At 44.9% G+C, this 14,697-nt stretch carries 19 protein-coding genes; 7 read left to right on the forward strand and 12 right to left on the reverse strand.

Features of this window, described 5'->3' with window-relative positions; translation table 11 throughout:
- Positions 1 to 85 precede the first annotated feature (85 nt).
- The gene (uvrA, locus tag OGH69_RS02370; RefSeq protein WP_265172834.1) at positions 86 to 2,875 is read right to left on the reverse strand and encodes an excinuclease ABC subunit UvrA; all 2,790 of its coding nucleotides are present in this window, start codon (positions 2,873 to 2,875) and stop codon (positions 86 to 88) included.
- 213 nt (positions 2,876 to 3,088) lie between these two features.
- Here uvrA and OGH69_RS02375 point away from each other — a divergent pair, with 213 nt between their 5' ends.
- From OGH69_RS02375 to OGH69_RS02390, 4 genes are read left to right on the forward strand one after another with little or no spacing between them, the layout of a single operon-like run.
- Entirely contained in the window at positions 3,089 to 3,880 is a 792-nt protein-coding gene (locus OGH69_RS02375; RefSeq protein WP_265172835.1) for a hypothetical protein, read from the forward strand.
- 51 nt (positions 3,881 to 3,931) lie between these two features.
- Positions 3,932 to 4,480: a DUF6985 domain-containing protein gene (locus OGH69_RS02380; RefSeq protein WP_265172836.1), complete on the forward strand. Its 549-nt coding sequence runs from the start codon at positions 3,932 to 3,934 to the stop codon at positions 4,478 to 4,480.
- An 11-nt stretch (positions 4,481 to 4,491) separates the two neighbouring features.
- Positions 4,492 to 5,340: a hypothetical protein gene (locus OGH69_RS02385; protein ID WP_265172837.1), complete on the forward strand. Its 849-nt coding sequence runs from the start codon at positions 4,492 to 4,494 to the stop codon at positions 5,338 to 5,340.
- 7 nt (positions 5,341 to 5,347) lie between these two features.
- A complete protein-coding gene (locus OGH69_RS02390; RefSeq protein WP_265172838.1) occupies positions 5,348 to 5,800 on the forward strand; it encodes a hypothetical protein in 453 nt (150 codons plus the stop codon).
- A gap of 46 nt (positions 5,801 to 5,846) precedes the next feature.
- On the opposite strand, the gene OGH69_RS02395 is transcribed toward OGH69_RS02390, so the two are convergent.
- From OGH69_RS02395 to OGH69_RS02420, 6 genes are all read right to left on the reverse strand, one after another.
- On the reverse strand, positions 5,847 to 6,221 hold the full coding sequence (locus OGH69_RS02395) for a DNA topoisomerase IV (protein WP_265172839.1): 375 nt from the start codon (positions 6,219 to 6,221) through the stop codon (positions 5,847 to 5,849).
- Positions 6,221 to 6,439 carry a DUF6095 family protein gene (locus OGH69_RS02400; protein WP_265172840.1) on the reverse strand — a complete coding sequence of 73 codons (219 nt, stop codon included), beginning with the start codon at positions 6,437 to 6,439 and terminating at the stop codon, positions 6,221 to 6,223. The genes OGH69_RS02395 and OGH69_RS02400 overlap by 1 nt, the downstream gene beginning before the upstream one ends.
- Positions 6,426 to 7,241 (reverse strand): N-acetylmuramic acid 6-phosphate etherase, encoded by an 816-nt coding sequence (gene murQ / locus OGH69_RS02405; protein ID WP_265172841.1) that lies wholly within the window; start codon positions 7,239 to 7,241, stop codon positions 6,426 to 6,428. The genes OGH69_RS02400 and murQ overlap by 14 nt, the downstream gene beginning before the upstream one ends.
- Positions 7,242 to 7,258: 17 nt before the next feature.
- Complete coding sequence (locus OGH69_RS02410; protein ID WP_265172842.1) at positions 7,259 to 7,990, reverse strand: ZIP family metal transporter; 732 nt, start codon at positions 7,988 to 7,990, stop codon at positions 7,259 to 7,261.
- Between the two features lie 2 nt (positions 7,991 to 7,992).
- Positions 7,993 to 8,724, reverse strand: coding sequence for a class I SAM-dependent methyltransferase (locus OGH69_RS02415; RefSeq protein ID WP_265172843.1), 732 nt, complete (start codon positions 8,722 to 8,724; stop codon positions 7,993 to 7,995).
- A 116-nt stretch (positions 8,725 to 8,840) separates the two neighbouring features.
- Positions 8,841 to 9,722, reverse strand: a complete 882-nt coding sequence (locus tag OGH69_RS02420) for an AraC family transcriptional regulator (protein ID WP_265172844.1) — start codon at positions 9,720 to 9,722, stop codon at positions 8,841 to 8,843.
- A gap of 105 nt (positions 9,723 to 9,827) precedes the next feature.
- On the opposite strand from OGH69_RS02420, the gene OGH69_RS02425 reads away from it, so the two are divergent.
- On the forward strand, positions 9,828 to 10,187 hold the full coding sequence (locus OGH69_RS02425) for a DUF983 domain-containing protein (protein ID WP_265172845.1): 360 nt from the start codon (positions 9,828 to 9,830) through the stop codon (positions 10,185 to 10,187).
- A 10-nt stretch (positions 10,188 to 10,197) separates the two neighbouring features.
- On the opposite strand, the gene OGH69_RS02430 is transcribed toward OGH69_RS02425, so the two are convergent.
- Positions 10,198 to 10,821: an NUDIX hydrolase gene (locus OGH69_RS02430; RefSeq protein WP_265172846.1), complete on the reverse strand. Its 624-nt coding sequence runs from the start codon at positions 10,819 to 10,821 to the stop codon at positions 10,198 to 10,200.
- Positions 10,818 to 11,525, reverse strand: a complete 708-nt coding sequence (locus OGH69_RS02435; RefSeq protein ID WP_265172847.1) for a hypothetical protein — start codon at positions 11,523 to 11,525, stop codon at positions 10,818 to 10,820. The genes OGH69_RS02430 and OGH69_RS02435 overlap by 4 nt, the downstream gene beginning before the upstream one ends.
- 84 nt (positions 11,526 to 11,609) lie before the next feature.
- Here OGH69_RS02435 and OGH69_RS02440 point away from each other — a divergent pair, with 84 nt between their 5' ends.
- Positions 11,610 to 12,662, forward strand: a complete 1,053-nt coding sequence (locus OGH69_RS02440) for a WD40/YVTN/BNR-like repeat-containing protein (RefSeq protein WP_265172848.1) — start codon at positions 11,610 to 11,612, stop codon at positions 12,660 to 12,662.
- Positions 12,663 to 12,759: 97 nt separating this feature from the next.
- On the opposite strand, the gene OGH69_RS02445 is transcribed toward OGH69_RS02440, so the two are convergent.
- The 3 genes from OGH69_RS02445 to OGH69_RS02455 are packed head-to-tail and all read right to left on the reverse strand — an operon-like array spanning position 12,760 to position 14,210.
- On the reverse strand, positions 12,760 to 13,221 hold the full coding sequence (locus tag OGH69_RS02445) for a sensor of ECF-type sigma factor (protein WP_306354341.1): 462 nt from the start codon (positions 13,219 to 13,221) through the stop codon (positions 12,760 to 12,762).
- 2 nt (positions 13,222 to 13,223) lie between these two features.
- Positions 13,224 to 13,637, reverse strand: a complete 414-nt coding sequence (locus OGH69_RS02450) for a hypothetical protein (RefSeq protein WP_265172849.1) — start codon at positions 13,635 to 13,637, stop codon at positions 13,224 to 13,226.
- A 30-nt stretch (positions 13,638 to 13,667) separates the two neighbouring features.
- Complete coding sequence (locus OGH69_RS02455) at positions 13,668 to 14,210, reverse strand: RNA polymerase sigma factor (protein WP_265172850.1); 543 nt, start codon at positions 14,208 to 14,210, stop codon at positions 13,668 to 13,670.
- Between the two features lie 151 nt (positions 14,211 to 14,361).
- On the opposite strand from OGH69_RS02455, the gene OGH69_RS02460 reads away from it, so the two are divergent.
- Positions 14,362 to 14,679 carry a four-helix bundle copper-binding protein gene (locus OGH69_RS02460; RefSeq protein ID WP_265172851.1) on the forward strand — a complete coding sequence of 106 codons (318 nt, stop codon included), beginning with the start codon at positions 14,362 to 14,364 and terminating at the stop codon, positions 14,677 to 14,679.
- Positions 14,680 to 14,697 lie beyond the last annotated feature (18 nt).

Consider the following 14,697-nt stretch of genomic DNA (forward strand, 5'->3'; position numbering starts at 1 on the left):
TTATAGGGCTTCTTTTTCCGAAGCCAATAAAAATAATACAACAGGAATGGAACCCAACCTAATAGTATCATGTCGTTTTATAGTTTTACAGTTTAGAAAGCAAATACTCCCCAGTAACACTCTTACTATTCTTCGCCACTTCTTCCGGTGTACCGAACGCCACTAAATGCCCGCCGTTCTCGCCGCCTTCGGGGCCGATGTCGATGATGTAGTCGGCGCACTTGATGAGGTCGAGGTTGTGCTCGATCACGATAATGGAATGCCCTTTGTCGAGCAGTGCTTCAAAGGAGGCCAGCAGCTTGCGGATGTCATGGAAATGAAGCCCAGTGGTAGGTTCGTCGAAAACAAAAAGCACCTTGTCTTTGGTCGCACCCTTTACGAGGAACGACGCCAGCTTGATGCGCTGCGCCTCGCCACCCGAAAGGGTAGAGGAGGACTGCCCCAACTGCACATAGCCCAGGCCGACATCCTGTAACGGCTGCAGTTTGGTCATGATCTTGGCCTGCTTGTGCTCACTGAAGAATGCCACGGCATCGTCCACGGTCATGGTCAGCACATCGTCGATGTTCTTGCCTTCGTAGGTAATTTCGAGTATCTCTTTCTTGAAACGCTTGCCGTTGCAGGCCTCGCACTCGAGGTGCACATCGGCCATGAACTGCATCTCGATGGTCACTTCGCCCTCGCCTTTACAGGTGTCGCAGCGACCGCCGTCCACATTAAAGGAGAAATGCTTGCTCTGGTAGCCGCGGTTTTGCGACAGTTTCTGCTTCGCAAATAGGTCGCGGATATCGTCATACGCCTTGATGTACGTCACCGGGTTGGAACGCGAACTGCGCCCAATCGGGTTCTGGTCCACGTACTCAATGTGCTTTATGTGGCTGTAGCTGCCCTGTAATTCGGTGAACTGTCCGGCCTTTTCGCCCACGCCTTCCAGCTTTTTCTGCAGTGCGGGGAACAGTATTTTCTTGACGAGCGTACTCTTGCCGCTGCCCGAAACGCCCGTGATCACGGTAAGGCAGTCCAGCGGGAACGTCACGTCGATGTTTTGCAGGTTGTTCTCCCGTGCACCGATCACGTCGATATGGTTCTTGAACTTGCGGCGTTTTTTTGGGACGGTAATCTCAAGGTCGCCGTTGAGGTATTTCGCGGTAAGCGAGTCGGATTTAAGTATCTCATCATAAGTGCCCTGTGCCACCAACTCACCTCCGAACGAACCCGCTTCGGGGCCGATGTCGATGATCATGTCGGCGGCCTTCATGATGTCTTCATCATGCTCCACCACGATAACGGTGTTGCCCAGGTTGCGCAGGCCTTCCAGCACGTGGATGAGCCTTTCGGTATCTTTGGGATGCAGGCCGATGCTCGGTTCGTCGAGAATGTACATCGACCCTACCAGGCTGCTGCCCAGCGATGTCGCCAGGTTGATGCGCTGCGACTCCCCGCCCGAAAGCGTGTTGGAACGGCGGTTGAGCGTTAGGTAGCTGAGTCCGACCTCCTGCAAAAAGCTCAGGCGGCTTTTAATCTCGACCAACAGGCGTTTGGCTACCGTGGTATCGTATTCGTTAAGCTCCAACCCGCTGAAAAACTCGGCAAGGTTCTTTATCGGCAGGTCAACCAGGTCGCTTATCGTGCGGCCCCCGACCTTGATATAATTCGCTTCCGGCCTCAGGCGCTTGCCTTTACAGTCGGGGCATTTGGTCTTGCCGCGGTAGCGCGACAGCATTACGCGGTTTTGTATCTTGTAATTCTTTTCTTCCAGTTCGGCAAAGAAATCATTCAGTCCCGTAAAGTATTTGTTACCGTTCCACACCAACTGCCTGTCGCTTTCCGATAGCTGGAAATACGGCTTGTGCACGGGGAAATCGAACTTGTGGCTGTTGTTCACCAACTGGTCGCGGTACCAGCCCATGCTCTCGCCGCGCCACGGGAAAATGGCGTTTTCGTAAACGGAAAGGGCGGTATTGGGCACTACCAGTTCCTCATCGATGCCGATGATGCTGCCGTAGCCTTCGCAGCTCGGGCACGCGCCATAGGGGTTATTGAAGCTGAACAGGTGCACGTTCGGCTCGGGGAAAGTGAGGCCGTCCAGTTCGAAATTATTGCTGTAAACCAACCGGTTGCCCGTTGCCACATCCTGAAGGTACGCTTCGCCCTTGCCTTCGTAAAAAGCGGTCTGCACGGCATCGGCAAGGCGATTGTAAAATTCCTCCTCGTCCTTTACCACGATACGGTCGACCACCAACAGGACTTCCTTGTTGGCAAGGTCGGCGCCGGCAAGCTCGTCGAGGCGAAGGGTCTCATTATCGACCAGAACACGGGCAAAACCCTGTTGCAGGAGTACGCCCAGCTTCTCGTCGATGGTGCGGCCTTTTTCGGTATGTACGGGCGCGAGCAGCAGCCAGCGGCTGTCCGGCTCAAAGGTTTTTACTTCGTTGATGATGTCGGTCACGGTATGCTTCCTCACCTCGCGCCCCGAAACAGGGGAGTAGGTGCGGCCCACGCGGGCAAAAAGCAGCTTGAGGTAGTCGTAGATCTCGGTGCTGGTGCCCACGGTCGAGCGGGCATTGGTGGTGTTCACCTTCTGCTCGATGGCGATGGCGGGGGCAATGCCCTTGATGTATTCCACCTTGGGCTTATCGAGGCGGCCGAGGAACTGGCGCGCGTAGGACGAAAGGCTCTCCACGTAGCGGCGCTGGCCTTCGGCGTAAAGGGTATCAAAGGCAAGGCTCGATTTCCCGGAGCCCGAAAGCCCGGTAACCACCACCAGCTTGTTGCGCGGAATGGCCACATCCAAATTCTTGAGGTTGTGCAGTTGCGCGCCTTTAATGAGTATGTTTTTCTTAGGCTCTAATGTCGAAAGATCGGTCTTTATCATGGCAAAAATTGAATGGGTAAAGATACGGGTTTTGGGGGAGATTTTTGTTAAGGGAATGAGAAGTAAAAAGGGATGCGGGTGATCCCGCCTGTTGCGGGGCAGGCTACCGATTTTTGCGGATAAGTGCAGATTTTTCCTGCCATTAATCTATATTTGAATACTGAACAATTTAAAATTTCGTTTAGCATTAACGTAACCACCAATCCTTTACCGATGCGAATACTTTCATTGATCCTGCTGATACTTTGCGTTAGCTGTGCTAAATCGAATAAGGAAACGCCTGAAAAGCCGGTTGGTGTAACAGATTCCCTGGCTGGTATTCGGCCTGAAACAGTGGTGGATTCTTCTAAGCTGGTGAAAGTAGTCTATAACAATGATCGGGGTACTTATTATGATAAAGAGGCGTATGAAGGCTTTAAAAAATGGTTCAATAAACTGAATCCTAACTACATCTCCGCGCCTAGAGTAGCCCAGGAAATTTATCTAAAGGAAAAGATTGCGGCCGATAAATCAAACGCTGAATATAAAGTTGCATCAGATCAAAAATTCCATTATCTCTATGCTCATTTCATCCAAAAAAGGAATGGCATTGAAACCTATGCTGAATTGCGGAAAAAAACAGTGGCGATATTTTCACGGATTAATGCTATTAACTGTGAATTGGATTATGATTGTGGTATATATTTTTCCTTTCAACGGACTGCCATTGCAGCTTATGCGGAATATGCCATAAACAATTATAAAACTTATCCTTATGCTTTTGAAAAGAAATATCCGATTGGTAAACAGAAAAGTTTATACCTCCAGATGCTAAAGCAGAAAATTGCCGATGGACTGGAGGAAATGTCAACCGAGAAATACAGCCAGTATGGGAGGCTTAAAAAGGATAAGCGTGAAGAATATAAAAAAGGTGTATTGATTTATGTCAATCAGTTGGATAGCCTTATCCAAACGCATTTTGACCTTTCGGTTGCACAGCAATATCAGTACGGGCATTATCAATAGGATAGGGTTTTAGGAATTGATTATATTTGAAACAGCTATAACGCATAGAATATGAACATTCATTCCCAAATACTCGGAGAACTAACACAGGACAACAACTTTGAAGACTGGTGGCATAGCCGGCCTGTTGCAGTTCCTTTTTTTGAAGATAAAGCTTTGCCTGTAATTTTTATGGATCTTGTACCGGAGCATGACGCGAAATTTGTTCCCGAAGCGGACGAGGCGCTGCGTAATTTCTTTAGCCTTGATATTGAATACAGGGATAGTATTTCTACGCATGTTTATAAAAACTGCATGGATTTTTTGGAGGCGGTGGAATTTGATGAAGGCGATGATCATTTAAGGCAAATTAAGAGTGAAAAGGATATTTGGCAGTACGTTTTTCCGCGTGAAGTTTATGTGTCAAGGAGGCATAGGAGGGATGAGGACATTTACATCATGGTTGCCTGCGAATGCGACTGGGAGCAGGAACATGGATTGCAGATGGTCTTTAGGCAAGGCAGGAAACTGACCCGTATCAGCGAGCAGGATGGGCATATAACCGAAGCAGATGCTTATGATAAGCCGGATAGTGAAGATGATTTGTTGAGTAAATTTTAGAAATTGTCGCAATGAATCGTCTGCCACTAGATTTTATCGCAACCCTCTATTACAAAACTCCTGAAGAAGGTGGGCGTGAAACTCCTGCATGCTCTGGTTACCGTCCTGATATCAAGTTTCCTTTTGATGGAATGTACACTTGCGGGATACAGACTTTTATAGATATAGAAAAGGTGTATCCGGGAGAGACTGTTGACGCTCAGATAAAAATTATTTCCGTGCCATACTTTGCAGGGAGATTGGAAGAAGGCATGGAGTTTATATTTGTTGAAGGGGCAAATGTGATAGGTACTGGAATCATTAAAGAAATAGTAAACGAGGAATTAAGGAAGCTAAAGGATTCACCGGTTGACATGACTATTACAGAGGCCCCGCTCACCTCACACGACATCCAGGTCCTTAAAGACAGCTACAGCTTCATGATGCGCAGGTTTGGTAAGGGGGCGATGTATGTATTTGGCGCGTTGGTATTTTTGTATGTGATGCCGATAGTTTCAGGAAGTCGGCACAGTGACTACATTTTTAAGATGTATTTATTGTTTTTTGTCCTTCCCGTAGCTGTAATCTATATTGGCGTGTTCGTGTATTTCGCGCCGTATAAATTATGGCTCGACATGAAGCGCAATAAAAAGAAAATTGGTATAGTTAGCGTAAAAAAAGTCGAGGGACTGCCTCTTGAGATGCGCAAAGACTTTTTCGGGATGTTCGACTTTAAGGTGACTTTTGAGAAGGAGCCGTTTGGGCTGAAGCCGGTAATAATTGCGAGCAGACTGCAGCCCGATCTCCTGAAGTATAAAAAGTTCAGGGTGGAAATTGGGCCGCTTTCAAAAAAAGAACTGAAGTTTGAACCTGTAAAATAGCCGCATAATGCATACGATATCATCATTATACGCTCACGTACCTTTCCCGCTACTCATCGTGATACTGGCGGTGGGAGGAATATTGCACCTGCACAAGAAATATCGCGACAGGCAGCAAAGGGCAAAGGATGATGCTTATCGGAACCGGGTCGTTTCCAGCGGCAAAAAGATTGCAATACCAACCTCCTACATTAACAGCAGGAGCGTACCGGCTTCGAAATCAATGCGTAAACAGGCGCACAACTACCTGTACGACCGTGCGAACGTCGAAAAATATGTGGTGACGGAAACAACCTGGCTGGAATGCTCGCATAAAGGCAAAAAGTTTAAGAGCAACGGCTTTTCCATCGACAGGAAAGTGCTCGAAATAAAGCTGTACATGCAGAAAGAGGTTTATATTTACTACGATAATGCCACTGGCGACTATTTTTTCGACCTGGATTTTTTAGAAGAAGCTTAACTTAAACAAGTCAATTCCGTTATTACTATCTAATCTTTTCGCCCAATCATTCAACCCTCGTAACAATACCCTTTTGTTTTTGCGTGTCGCCTACAAGCGAAAACTCAAAAGTATAGGAATCGTCCTTTGTGGTAAGGATTTTTATCTGCACGGCCTTTTGTTCCTGCATGTTTTTTGGGTTGACCTTTGTGCCGATGTACTCGCATTCATTCACCCAACGGATTGCCGTAGAATCGACCTTGCCGTTAACAGTTTCGATTTCAAGGTTTTCAGTGCGCTCAAATTCAGAGACGTGCTTTTTGCCGTCTACCTCAAATTCGGCGCGGAATTTCCCGGTTTTAAAGTCGGCACAGTTGCGCTCCTGCTGGTAGCAGGCTGTAAGCAATAAGCCTGCGAATAGTAGGTATGCTAATTTTTTCATCAGTCAACAAGGCTTTTCATTATGGTACGTATTCCTTTAAACATAAGTAAGATTGCTATTACACAAAATGTTATGCCGACTCCCAGCACCATTTTAAAGAACGGGTGCTCCTTATTCATGAACGAGTTGTGTATCACGACCGGGCCCAAAAAAAGCAATGGCAGTGCCCCACTCAGGTAGCGCAATCCCCTCATCAGTATCTTTTTATCGGTTGGCATAGGCTTCAATGGCTTTTCTTACGTTTTGATGTTCCTCCAGCAATGCGGCTGCTTCTTCCTGCGGTATGCCAAGCTCATCCATGATCATCTGGACACCACGCCCGACAAGCTTGTGATTGCTCAGCTGCATATCAACCATTTTGTTCCCTTTTACGCGGCCCATCTGAATCATGGTAGCGGTCGATATCATGTTGAGTACCAGTTTCTGTGCAGTTCCGGCTTTCATGCGCGAGCTTCCGGTAACGAATTCCGGCCCCACAACTACTTCTACAGGATAATTGGCCAGGGCAGCCAGCGGGCTTCCGGCGTTGCAGGTTATGCAGCCTGTAGGTATGTTATTGAGGTTGCATTTTTCCAGTGCACCAATGACATAAGGCGTTGTGCCCGATGCCGCGATGCCTACTACAATATCATTCTCATTGATGTTCCATACCTCAAGGTCGGCCCACCCCTGTTCGTCATCGTCTTCGGCAAATTCAACAGCTTTGCGAATGGCAGTATCGCCGCCTGCAATGATTCCTATCACCAAATCGAAAGGCACCCCGAATGTTGGCGGGCATTCCGATGCATCTACAATACCAAGCCTTCCGCTGGTTCCTGCACCTATGTAAAATAAGCGTCCGCCTGCTTTCAGCTGCTGTACGGTTTTTTCAACCAGCCTTTCTATCTGCGGAAGCGCCTTTTCTACAGCGAGGGGAACAGTCTTGTCTTCATTATTGATGTTGGCAAGCAGCTCGCCTACAGGCATTTTTTCAAGATGCTCATATTTGGAGGTTTGTTCTGTTGTGCGGGTAAAAGGCATGGTTTTTTTAGGTAAAATTAAAGAAAATAAGCCATAACTACCCCAAGTATGATGACCAGCAGCTTGGCAAGGTTGAATTTGTGCCCCTCGCTGCTCTCGAAGATGATGGTAGATGATATGTGAAACAATATCCCAACCACTATGGCTGATATTTCGGTATAATAATGGCTGATGAAATGCAGTTGCCCTGAAGCCAATGTGCCCAGTGGCGTCATGGCTGCAAAGGCGATCATGAACAGGAATATGGCTGTTTTGTTGAGTCCTGAATTTATAAAGAAAGCTGTCAGTATGATCGCGATGGGGAAGTGGTGTATGGCAATTCCCCACGCCAGATCGTGATGATGGCTTACCGGCATGCCCTCGAGCAATGCATGTATGCAAAGGCTGATGAACAGCAGCCAGGGCATAGAATGCGAGTGGCCGTGGTCATGATCGTGCGGGGATGAGTGCACATGGCCATGCTCGGCACCTTTTGAAAAATATTCAAGTATGATCTGGAATACAATCCCCGCCATAATATAAATGCCAATGATGTGGTTGTGCCCGTGCTCATGGCCATGGTCGTGGCCTTCGTGTCCGTGCAGCGAACTTTCGTACACTTCAGGCAAAAGGTGCATTACGGTTAGGGAAAGCAGGAATGCACCACTGAAGGCCAGCAGGAGCTTCAGGCTTTTTTTGTTGCTCGGCTTCAGGATAAGGGCCATGCCATAACCCAGTATGACCGATAGTAAGGGTAGTAAATATATCATGGCTATTTAAAGATCATAATTAATCGCTCCGATTCGTTCTTAAAGAACTTGCGCAGCTTGTAGTCACCAAAAATGTCCAGCAGGTATATGCCCGCCTCTTCCATCATCTTCTCAAAGTCTTCAAGAGTAAGGGCCTGCACGCTCTCGGTAAAATGAAGTTGCTCCCCGCAGGCTTCAAAGTTTATTTCCTTTACTATGTGGCCGTCTTTCACATAGCGTTTTATGTGGAAGTCAATCCCATCCACAGTCTTTACTTCTTCAGCGACAAGGTTATTGATGACGTAATTCACGTTCATAAAGTCTATTACGCCAAATCCATATTCATTTAGGCTCGCACACATTGCCTTAAGGGTCTTCATGTTATCGGCATCGTCTTCAAAATAACCGAAGCTTGTAAACAGGTTGAATATCGCATCGAACTTCTGGTCGAACGGCTCCCGCATGTCGTGTACCATAAAGTGGAGCTTTTCGTTGCTTTCCTTAGAGGCTTCCTCGATGCTGTTCTCAGAAAGGTCGGCACCGGTTACATCGTAGCCAAGCTTGTTCAGGTAAACCGAATGGCGGCCCTTACCACAGGCAAGGTCCAGTATCTTGGCATCATCCGGCAGGTTCAGGTAATTGGTCAGGTTGTCCATAAAGAGCTGGGCTTCTTCATAGTCCCGGTCTTTATATAAAATGTGATAGTAGGGCGTATCAAACCAGGAAGCAAACCATTTTTTTTTGTCTTTATGCATAGCAGGCCGAAGTGATAAGGATTTATAGAGCGGCAAATTTACTATATTTTCGGGCGTTGTGCTATTCGTTAAGCTATGAATTTCATTAATTATTATGCAAGTAAGAGCACAAAATACTACCGCTTACCATACCGTTCCAAAAATTCAGAGGGTGTTTGACCTACCTTCTTTTTAAATAGCCGTGAAAAATAAGCATAATCTGCAAATCCCAGTGTTATTGCAATTTCGCTGAAACTCGTTTTATGCATTACCAGCATTTTCTTGGCTTCGAGCAGTATCCGGTCCTGAATTACATCCAATGCCGACTTACCTACAACCGACTGCGCGATTCGGTTCAGATGGCGGGGCGTTATGTACATCATTGATGCATACGACGATGGCGATTTGGTATCACGGTAAAATTGCTCTACCAATGCTTCAAATCCACGAAACTTTCCGTAATAGTTGTTTTGTGTTATAAACGTTTCGTCTTCATACTCGGGATATAGTCGGGTGGCGGTTATGTAAACGAGGCCTGACAGGGAAAGCAGCGCCTCTTTTTTCAGCAGGAAGCCGGAGTTATATTCACTTAGTATATTTTGGAATAATTGCGTTAATATATCCAATTGCGCCCTTTCGGTATATATAACAGGCAGCTGGTGCATGCTGAAATAGAACGGAAAGCGTCCCAGTAAGTTGTGGGTATAGTGGAGGTCGTAAAAAGCCTGTGAGTGGAAAAAAATATAGCCTTCGGTATCTTCAGAAAGTTCCCAATGGTGTGTTTGCCCCGGATTCAGGAAAAACAGCGCACCGGGCTTTGCTTCATACTCCTTAAAATCAATCTCGTGTGTTCCCGAACCTTTGGTAAAAAGGATGGCCAGGTAAAAATCGTGCGAGTGGGGGTGGGCAATGTCTTTATGCCGGGTCTCAAGATGGTTCTCCAATGTATTTGCGTAAAATTCTTCTGATGCATGGTTGTCATCAAATTCTTCAATACGGAGAACTTTAGGTTGTTTCATTTTTAATATCGTATTGGTGTTGAATGTCCGAAAAGTACAAATTTCTGCGTAAATAATCTATTGCAGGAATGCACTTATATGAAGTAAATTTGTCAAAAAAACAATATGTCAGCTTTAGCAGGTATCATTACAGAAAAATGTCCGAAATGTGGAAAAGGAAAAGTATTCAGTAAAAAAGGCAATCCGCTATTGTTTCAGATGCCGAGGATGAATGAACACTGTCCGGTATGCCATCATAAATTTGAGAAAGAACCCGGTTATTTCTTCGGGTCAATGTATGTAAGCTATGCCCTGACTGTAGCGGAAATGATTATTACTTTAGGGTTGACCTGGTTTTTCCTGGATAGTATTGTAGGCGTTATCGTTATGATAGCCATCATGTCGATTTTGCTTAGTACATTTAATTTCAGGATCTCCCGAATGATATGGATTTATATGTTCGACGGAAAAGACAGAGATATTTAAATTGCTGTAGCTAATCGAAATAGGCTTCAAAGTCATTATCTTTTGCTTTTCTGTGTAACAGTTTTATCTGGCTTTCAAGTATTCGGTCCTGTGATAGTTCAGGCAGCATATCTATATCAAAAAAACCGGCATCGAGCATATCAAAACCGCTTTGCAGTTCTCCTGATACTACCTCGCAATAAAATACGAGCTTGTAAATATAGTAGGGCTGGGGAGGGTGTGGGTGCTTGCGTTTGTCAAAAACAGCCAGTAATTTTTTAGCCTCTACAATCAATCCGGTCTCCTCACGGACTTCTTTTTCTGTAGCCTCTTTGGGTGTTTCCCCAATGTCGGCCCAGCCACCGGGCAGTGTCCACTTGCCATCGACACTCTCACGTGCCAGCAATACCTTCTTTTTATCTTCCGAAAGCACCAGTGCCCTTACATCCGTTTTTACCGTAGGGTATTCAGTAACAGGCAGAAAAAGGGCTTTTATGGTTTCCTCGTCGTTGCCGCTTACTGTAGCCAGCAAGCGATGGCTCATTGCAATAAGTTCATTGTACCGTTCTTTGTCAAACTGGTTATCAGCGTACAGCAGGCCGGTATCGGCCATGGCTTTCAGGCGTTTGATATCTTCGAGTAATACGTGTTTCATTCGGTATAAAATTTTTGATGTTCTCTCCGGCTAAGGTATCCATCGGGTTTCAGTGTTATTTTTCCGGTGGCTTCGTTAAGTTCCGCGGTTATCTTTTCGCCATGCATAAAGTGGAACCACACACCATCTACAATATACTTTTCCTGTTCGGCCCACAGCGTATCATAATCTTTTCCGTTACCATCATAATCGTACTTCGGGTCGTTATAAGCCGTTTTGGCAATGACTATCGAGCAGGGCTTGAACGTACACATCGCCGACTCATACGTAAATTCTGTCTTGGTTTCATCGGGTGCTACTTCTTCAATATTGGCTTCGCCGGCAATAAGCAACAGGCTTTCTTTTGTGTTGTTTGTAAAGCTCACTGTACCGCGTTGAGGGTTGTTTTCCGGCTTAAGGATAAAAAAGGAACAGCAGCATCCGGGCTGAACGATATATTTTTCATCCTTCCTGAATTTTGCTAAAAAATGCAGTGTGTCCTTCCCGATAATGGCAGTGCAACGGTCAAAACCTTTTTTAGCAAGGTGTATCTTTTGCGGAAGGCTATCCTTAATTTTTAATGGTTTGCCATTTACGGATAGCGCAAACTCCGTACGGTAGCCATTGGGTTCCTCTCCAATCCCGGGCATGAATTTTATTGTTGCCGTTTGTGCTATACAAGGCAGCGAGAACAAGGTAAGGGCAAAAAAAGCAAGGAGTTTCATCGTAATACTTTTGGTAAATATATAAAATCCTTTAACGCAGCTATCGTTGCTAAATTATTATCTTAGCTATTAGAAATACAAATCATGAAAAAAAGCCTCATAATACTCTTGCTTGCCGGCATCCTGTTTTCCTGTAAAAAAGACGAAAAGAAAGATTATAAACCATCATTTGCCAAAGTAGAAGCTGATACATTGCTTAGCGATGAGATAAGCATTCGTGCCATAGCTATCGATGGGGATAAAGTATGGTATGCAGGTAGCATGGGGAAGTATGGTTGGGTATCGCTTAACGGCGGAAAGGATTTCAACGGTGTTATTGCAAAAGACACATTATTCCCGGAGTTCAGGGCCATTGCACAGACGAAAAATGATATTTTCATACTTAACGTTGGCACCCCAGCCATGTTGTACAAGATTTCCAAAGATGGAAAAACAAGTAAGGAAGTATATTCAGAAAAAGGTGAGAAGGTTTTTTATGACAGCATGCAGTTTTACAATGATAAAGAGGGTATCGCGATGGGCGATCCAACAGATGAGTGCCTTTCAGTTATTACGACTTCAGATGGAGGCAACACATGGATAAAAACGGAGTGTGCCAGTCTGCCAAAAGTTGCAGAGGGCGAGGCGGCTTTTGCAGCCAGCAATACAAACCTTATCATAAAGGGCAATGATACGTGGATTGTGTCGGGGGGTAAAAAATCGCGGGTATTCCATTCGGAAGATAAAGGCAAAAGTTGGAATGTATATGATACGCCTATCGTTCAGGGCGGTGGGGCTGACGGTATATATTCTGGAGATTTTTACGATGAGAACATTGGCTTTGCAGTAGGAGGAAACTATGAAAAGCCTGATGGCAATACAGGGAATAAAATACTTACCGAAAATGGAGGCAAAACATGGGAAACAATTGCTGACGGGAAGGGCTTTGGTTATGCCTCCTGCGTTCAATTCGTGCCCGGAAGCAATGGCGATGAGCTGATGACAGCGGGGCCTTCAGGGATATGGTATTCGTATGACCGTGGTGCCTCCTGGAAAAAAATACTGGATGAAAGAATCTATCATACGTTAAGGTTCATTGATAATAAAACAGTTATCCTTGCCGGGCAGAAGAAAGTGGTAAGGCTTAGGCTCAAGTAATTTATATAAATAGAATACTAAATCCTGCAACAAGTGAATCCGTACGCGATCAAAAGCATCCAATAAAAAAGGAGCCTAAGCTCCTTTCAATCATCAATCAACCTTTCTTATTCTCCTTGTACTTATGGAGAAGTTTTTTATTAAAATCATCTTCTGCTTTTTTCAGCTTTAATATTCTGGCAGGGCCAATTATGGGTTTCAGGTCGGCTACCAGCTTTTTACGCAGATTAAAGAGTTCTTCATCAGCGTCCTCGAGTTGGTTCAGGTAGGACAACGCATCCTTATCAGACATTTTATCAGTACCGACTTCATCGATTTTTTTAATGATTTGGCGCATTTTGTCATGACGTATCTTGTATTGCTTTTCTTCGTATGCGTTATACACCGGCCAAAACTTTTCTGACTCATCTGCAGTAAGTTTTAACTCAGTTGTCAGGAAAGACACCTTGAGCGCTTTTATTTGTTCCCTTTTTTCTTTTTTATCCTTGTCTCCCTGTGCAAAGAGGCTTACAGAAAATAATAGCAACAGTGGCAGTAACATCTTTATTTTCATATTCATGGCTATTCGTTTAAGTCTATGGTTTCATCGTAAAGGTATTCTTCAATTGCCTCATTGCTCACCGGGATAGACTGTTCCATTTCGGCGAGATCCTGTGTATTAAGATTTTGCATCAGGTCATATGAGTTGATATTGGCCTGATATACAAGATAATGTTCAATAGCTGCATTATCAGGCTGGGCAATATCGTTTATGCTGGTATTGGTAGTCAGGAAAATGCCTGTTGCCAAAAGGATTACAAACGAAGCTGCCATTGACATCCATACCGGTTTTCTTTTGTACAGCGGTATTACCCTGGGCTCTTCATGTTCAGGAAGCTGTTCCATCAGCCTATCGGTAAAGCTTTCAAAATAGGAATCAGGGGCTTTAAATCCTGAAGTTATCTTATGTTCATTATCTAATCTGAAGTCGCTCATATCTATAAGACGTATTTTTTTGTAGATGGTTTAATGGGTATTGATATAATCTTCAATTTTTTTTACGGCATGGTGGTAGGAAGCCTTCAAAGCACCTACTGATGTGCCCAGTATTTCAGAAATGTCGTCATATTTCAAATCCTCAAAATATTTCATTTTAAAAACAAGCTGCTGTTTCTCAGGCAGTGTTGCAACAGCCTGCTGGAGCTTTACCTGGAGGGCATCGCCTTCAAAATATTCGTCGGCCTGCAGGTTATTTATTGCTTTCTGTTGCAGCTCTTCATTGCTTATATTGTTCTTCTTTGTTTTGGAACCAATGAATGTTATCGCTTCATTGGTCGCAATCCTGTAAATCCAGGAGAACAGTTTGCTTTCGCCCTTAAAGCTTTCCAGGTTACGGAAAACCTTGATGAATGTATTTTGCAGTACGTCGTCGGTATCATCGTGATCCAGTACAATATTACGGATATGGCTATATAGTGGCCTGCTGTATTGTGATACAAGCTGCCTGAACGCTGCGTTCTGCGTTTTTGGGTTGAGCAATTCTGCTATAAATGCCTTTTCGTCCTGCAACTGCAATGCTTTTGTTTATAGGACTAAAGGTAAAGGAAAAGGTTTAATGGCCCGTCACATTATATTTTTATGCTGAAACGTTTAACAGGCTTTTAGAAGTCAGGAGGGCTAATGATAGGTAACTTTGTAAGTATTAATTTAATTTACTATCATGAAAAAATCTAATATGATTGATGCCTGCCTGGCTTGCTTTGCCGCTTGTGAATTGTGTGCTTCCGAATGTATTAAAATGGTTGAAGCCAGCCACCTGCAGTGCATTGCATTATGTAGGGATTGTGCTGATATATGCGCATTATGTATAAAAATGGAGCAACGAGATTCGGCATATTCTCATAAAATCATGCAGCTTTGCTCAGAAATATGTACTGCCTGCGCTGAAGAGTGTGAAAAATTTGCTGCACACCACGACCATTGCAGGGCCTGTGCCGAGGCATGCCGTGATTGTGCTGAAGTGTGTAAAGCAGCATAAAATAACAATATCTTAAGT

It is taken from the genome of Flavobacterium sp. MFBS3-15, assembly GCF_026107645.2.
In the GTDB taxonomy this organism is placed as follows: Bacteria; Bacteroidota; Bacteroidia; order Flavobacteriales; family Flavobacteriaceae; genus Flavobacterium.

Excerpts from the sequence above, each read along its gene's own strand:
- OGH69_RS02445 (WP_306354341.1), bottom strand. The coding sequence starts at position 13,221 with ATGAATATGAAAATAAAGATGTTACTGCCACTGTTGCTATTATTTTCT.
- OGH69_RS02435 (WP_265172847.1), bottom strand. The coding sequence starts at position 11,525 with ATGAAACTCCTTGCTTTTTTTGCCCTTACCTTGTTCTCGCTGCCTTGT.
- OGH69_RS02430 (WP_265172846.1), bottom strand. The coding sequence starts at position 10,821 with ATGAAACACGTATTACTCGAAGATATCAAACGCCTGAAAGCCATGGCC.
- OGH69_RS02420 (WP_265172844.1), bottom strand. The coding sequence starts at position 9,722 with ATGAAACAACCTAAAGTTCTCCGTATTGAAGAATTTGATGACAACCAT.
- murQ (WP_265172841.1), bottom strand. The coding sequence starts at position 7,241 with ATGCCTTTTACCCGCACAACAGAACAAACCTCCAAATATGAGCATCTT.
- uvrA (WP_265172834.1), bottom strand. The coding sequence starts at position 2,875 with ATGATAAAGACCGATCTTTCGACATTAGAGCCTAAGAAAAACATACTC.
- OGH69_RS02460 (WP_265172851.1), top strand. The coding sequence starts at position 14,362 with ATGAAAAAATCTAATATGATTGATGCCTGCCTGGCTTGCTTTGCCGCT.
- OGH69_RS02385 (WP_265172837.1), top strand. The coding sequence starts at position 4,492 with ATGAATCGTCTGCCACTAGATTTTATCGCAACCCTCTATTACAAAACT.
- OGH69_RS02440 (WP_265172848.1), top strand. The coding sequence starts at position 11,610 with ATGAAAAAAAGCCTCATAATACTCTTGCTTGCCGGCATCCTGTTTTCC.
- OGH69_RS02410 (WP_265172842.1), bottom strand. The coding sequence starts at position 7,990 with ATGATATATTTACTACCCTTACTATCGGTCATACTGGGTTATGGCATG.
- OGH69_RS02400 (WP_265172840.1), bottom strand. The coding sequence starts at position 6,439 with ATGCCAACCGATAAAAAGATACTGATGAGGGGATTGCGCTACCTGAGT.
- OGH69_RS02395 (WP_265172839.1), bottom strand. The coding sequence starts at position 6,221 with ATGAAAAAATTAGCATACCTACTATTCGCAGGCTTATTGCTTACAGCC.
- OGH69_RS02450 (WP_265172849.1), bottom strand. The coding sequence starts at position 13,637 with ATGAGCGACTTCAGATTAGATAATGAACATAAGATAACTTCAGGATTT.
- OGH69_RS02390 (WP_265172838.1), top strand. The coding sequence starts at position 5,348 with ATGCATACGATATCATCATTATACGCTCACGTACCTTTCCCGCTACTC.
- OGH69_RS02380 (WP_265172836.1), top strand. The coding sequence starts at position 3,932 with ATGAACATTCATTCCCAAATACTCGGAGAACTAACACAGGACAACAAC.
- OGH69_RS02415 (WP_265172843.1), bottom strand. The coding sequence starts at position 8,724 with ATGCATAAAGACAAAAAAAAATGGTTTGCTTCCTGGTTTGATACGCCC.
- OGH69_RS02425 (WP_265172845.1), top strand. The coding sequence starts at position 9,828 with ATGTCAGCTTTAGCAGGTATCATTACAGAAAAATGTCCGAAATGTGGA.
- OGH69_RS02375 (WP_265172835.1), top strand. The coding sequence starts at position 3,089 with ATGCGAATACTTTCATTGATCCTGCTGATACTTTGCGTTAGCTGTGCT.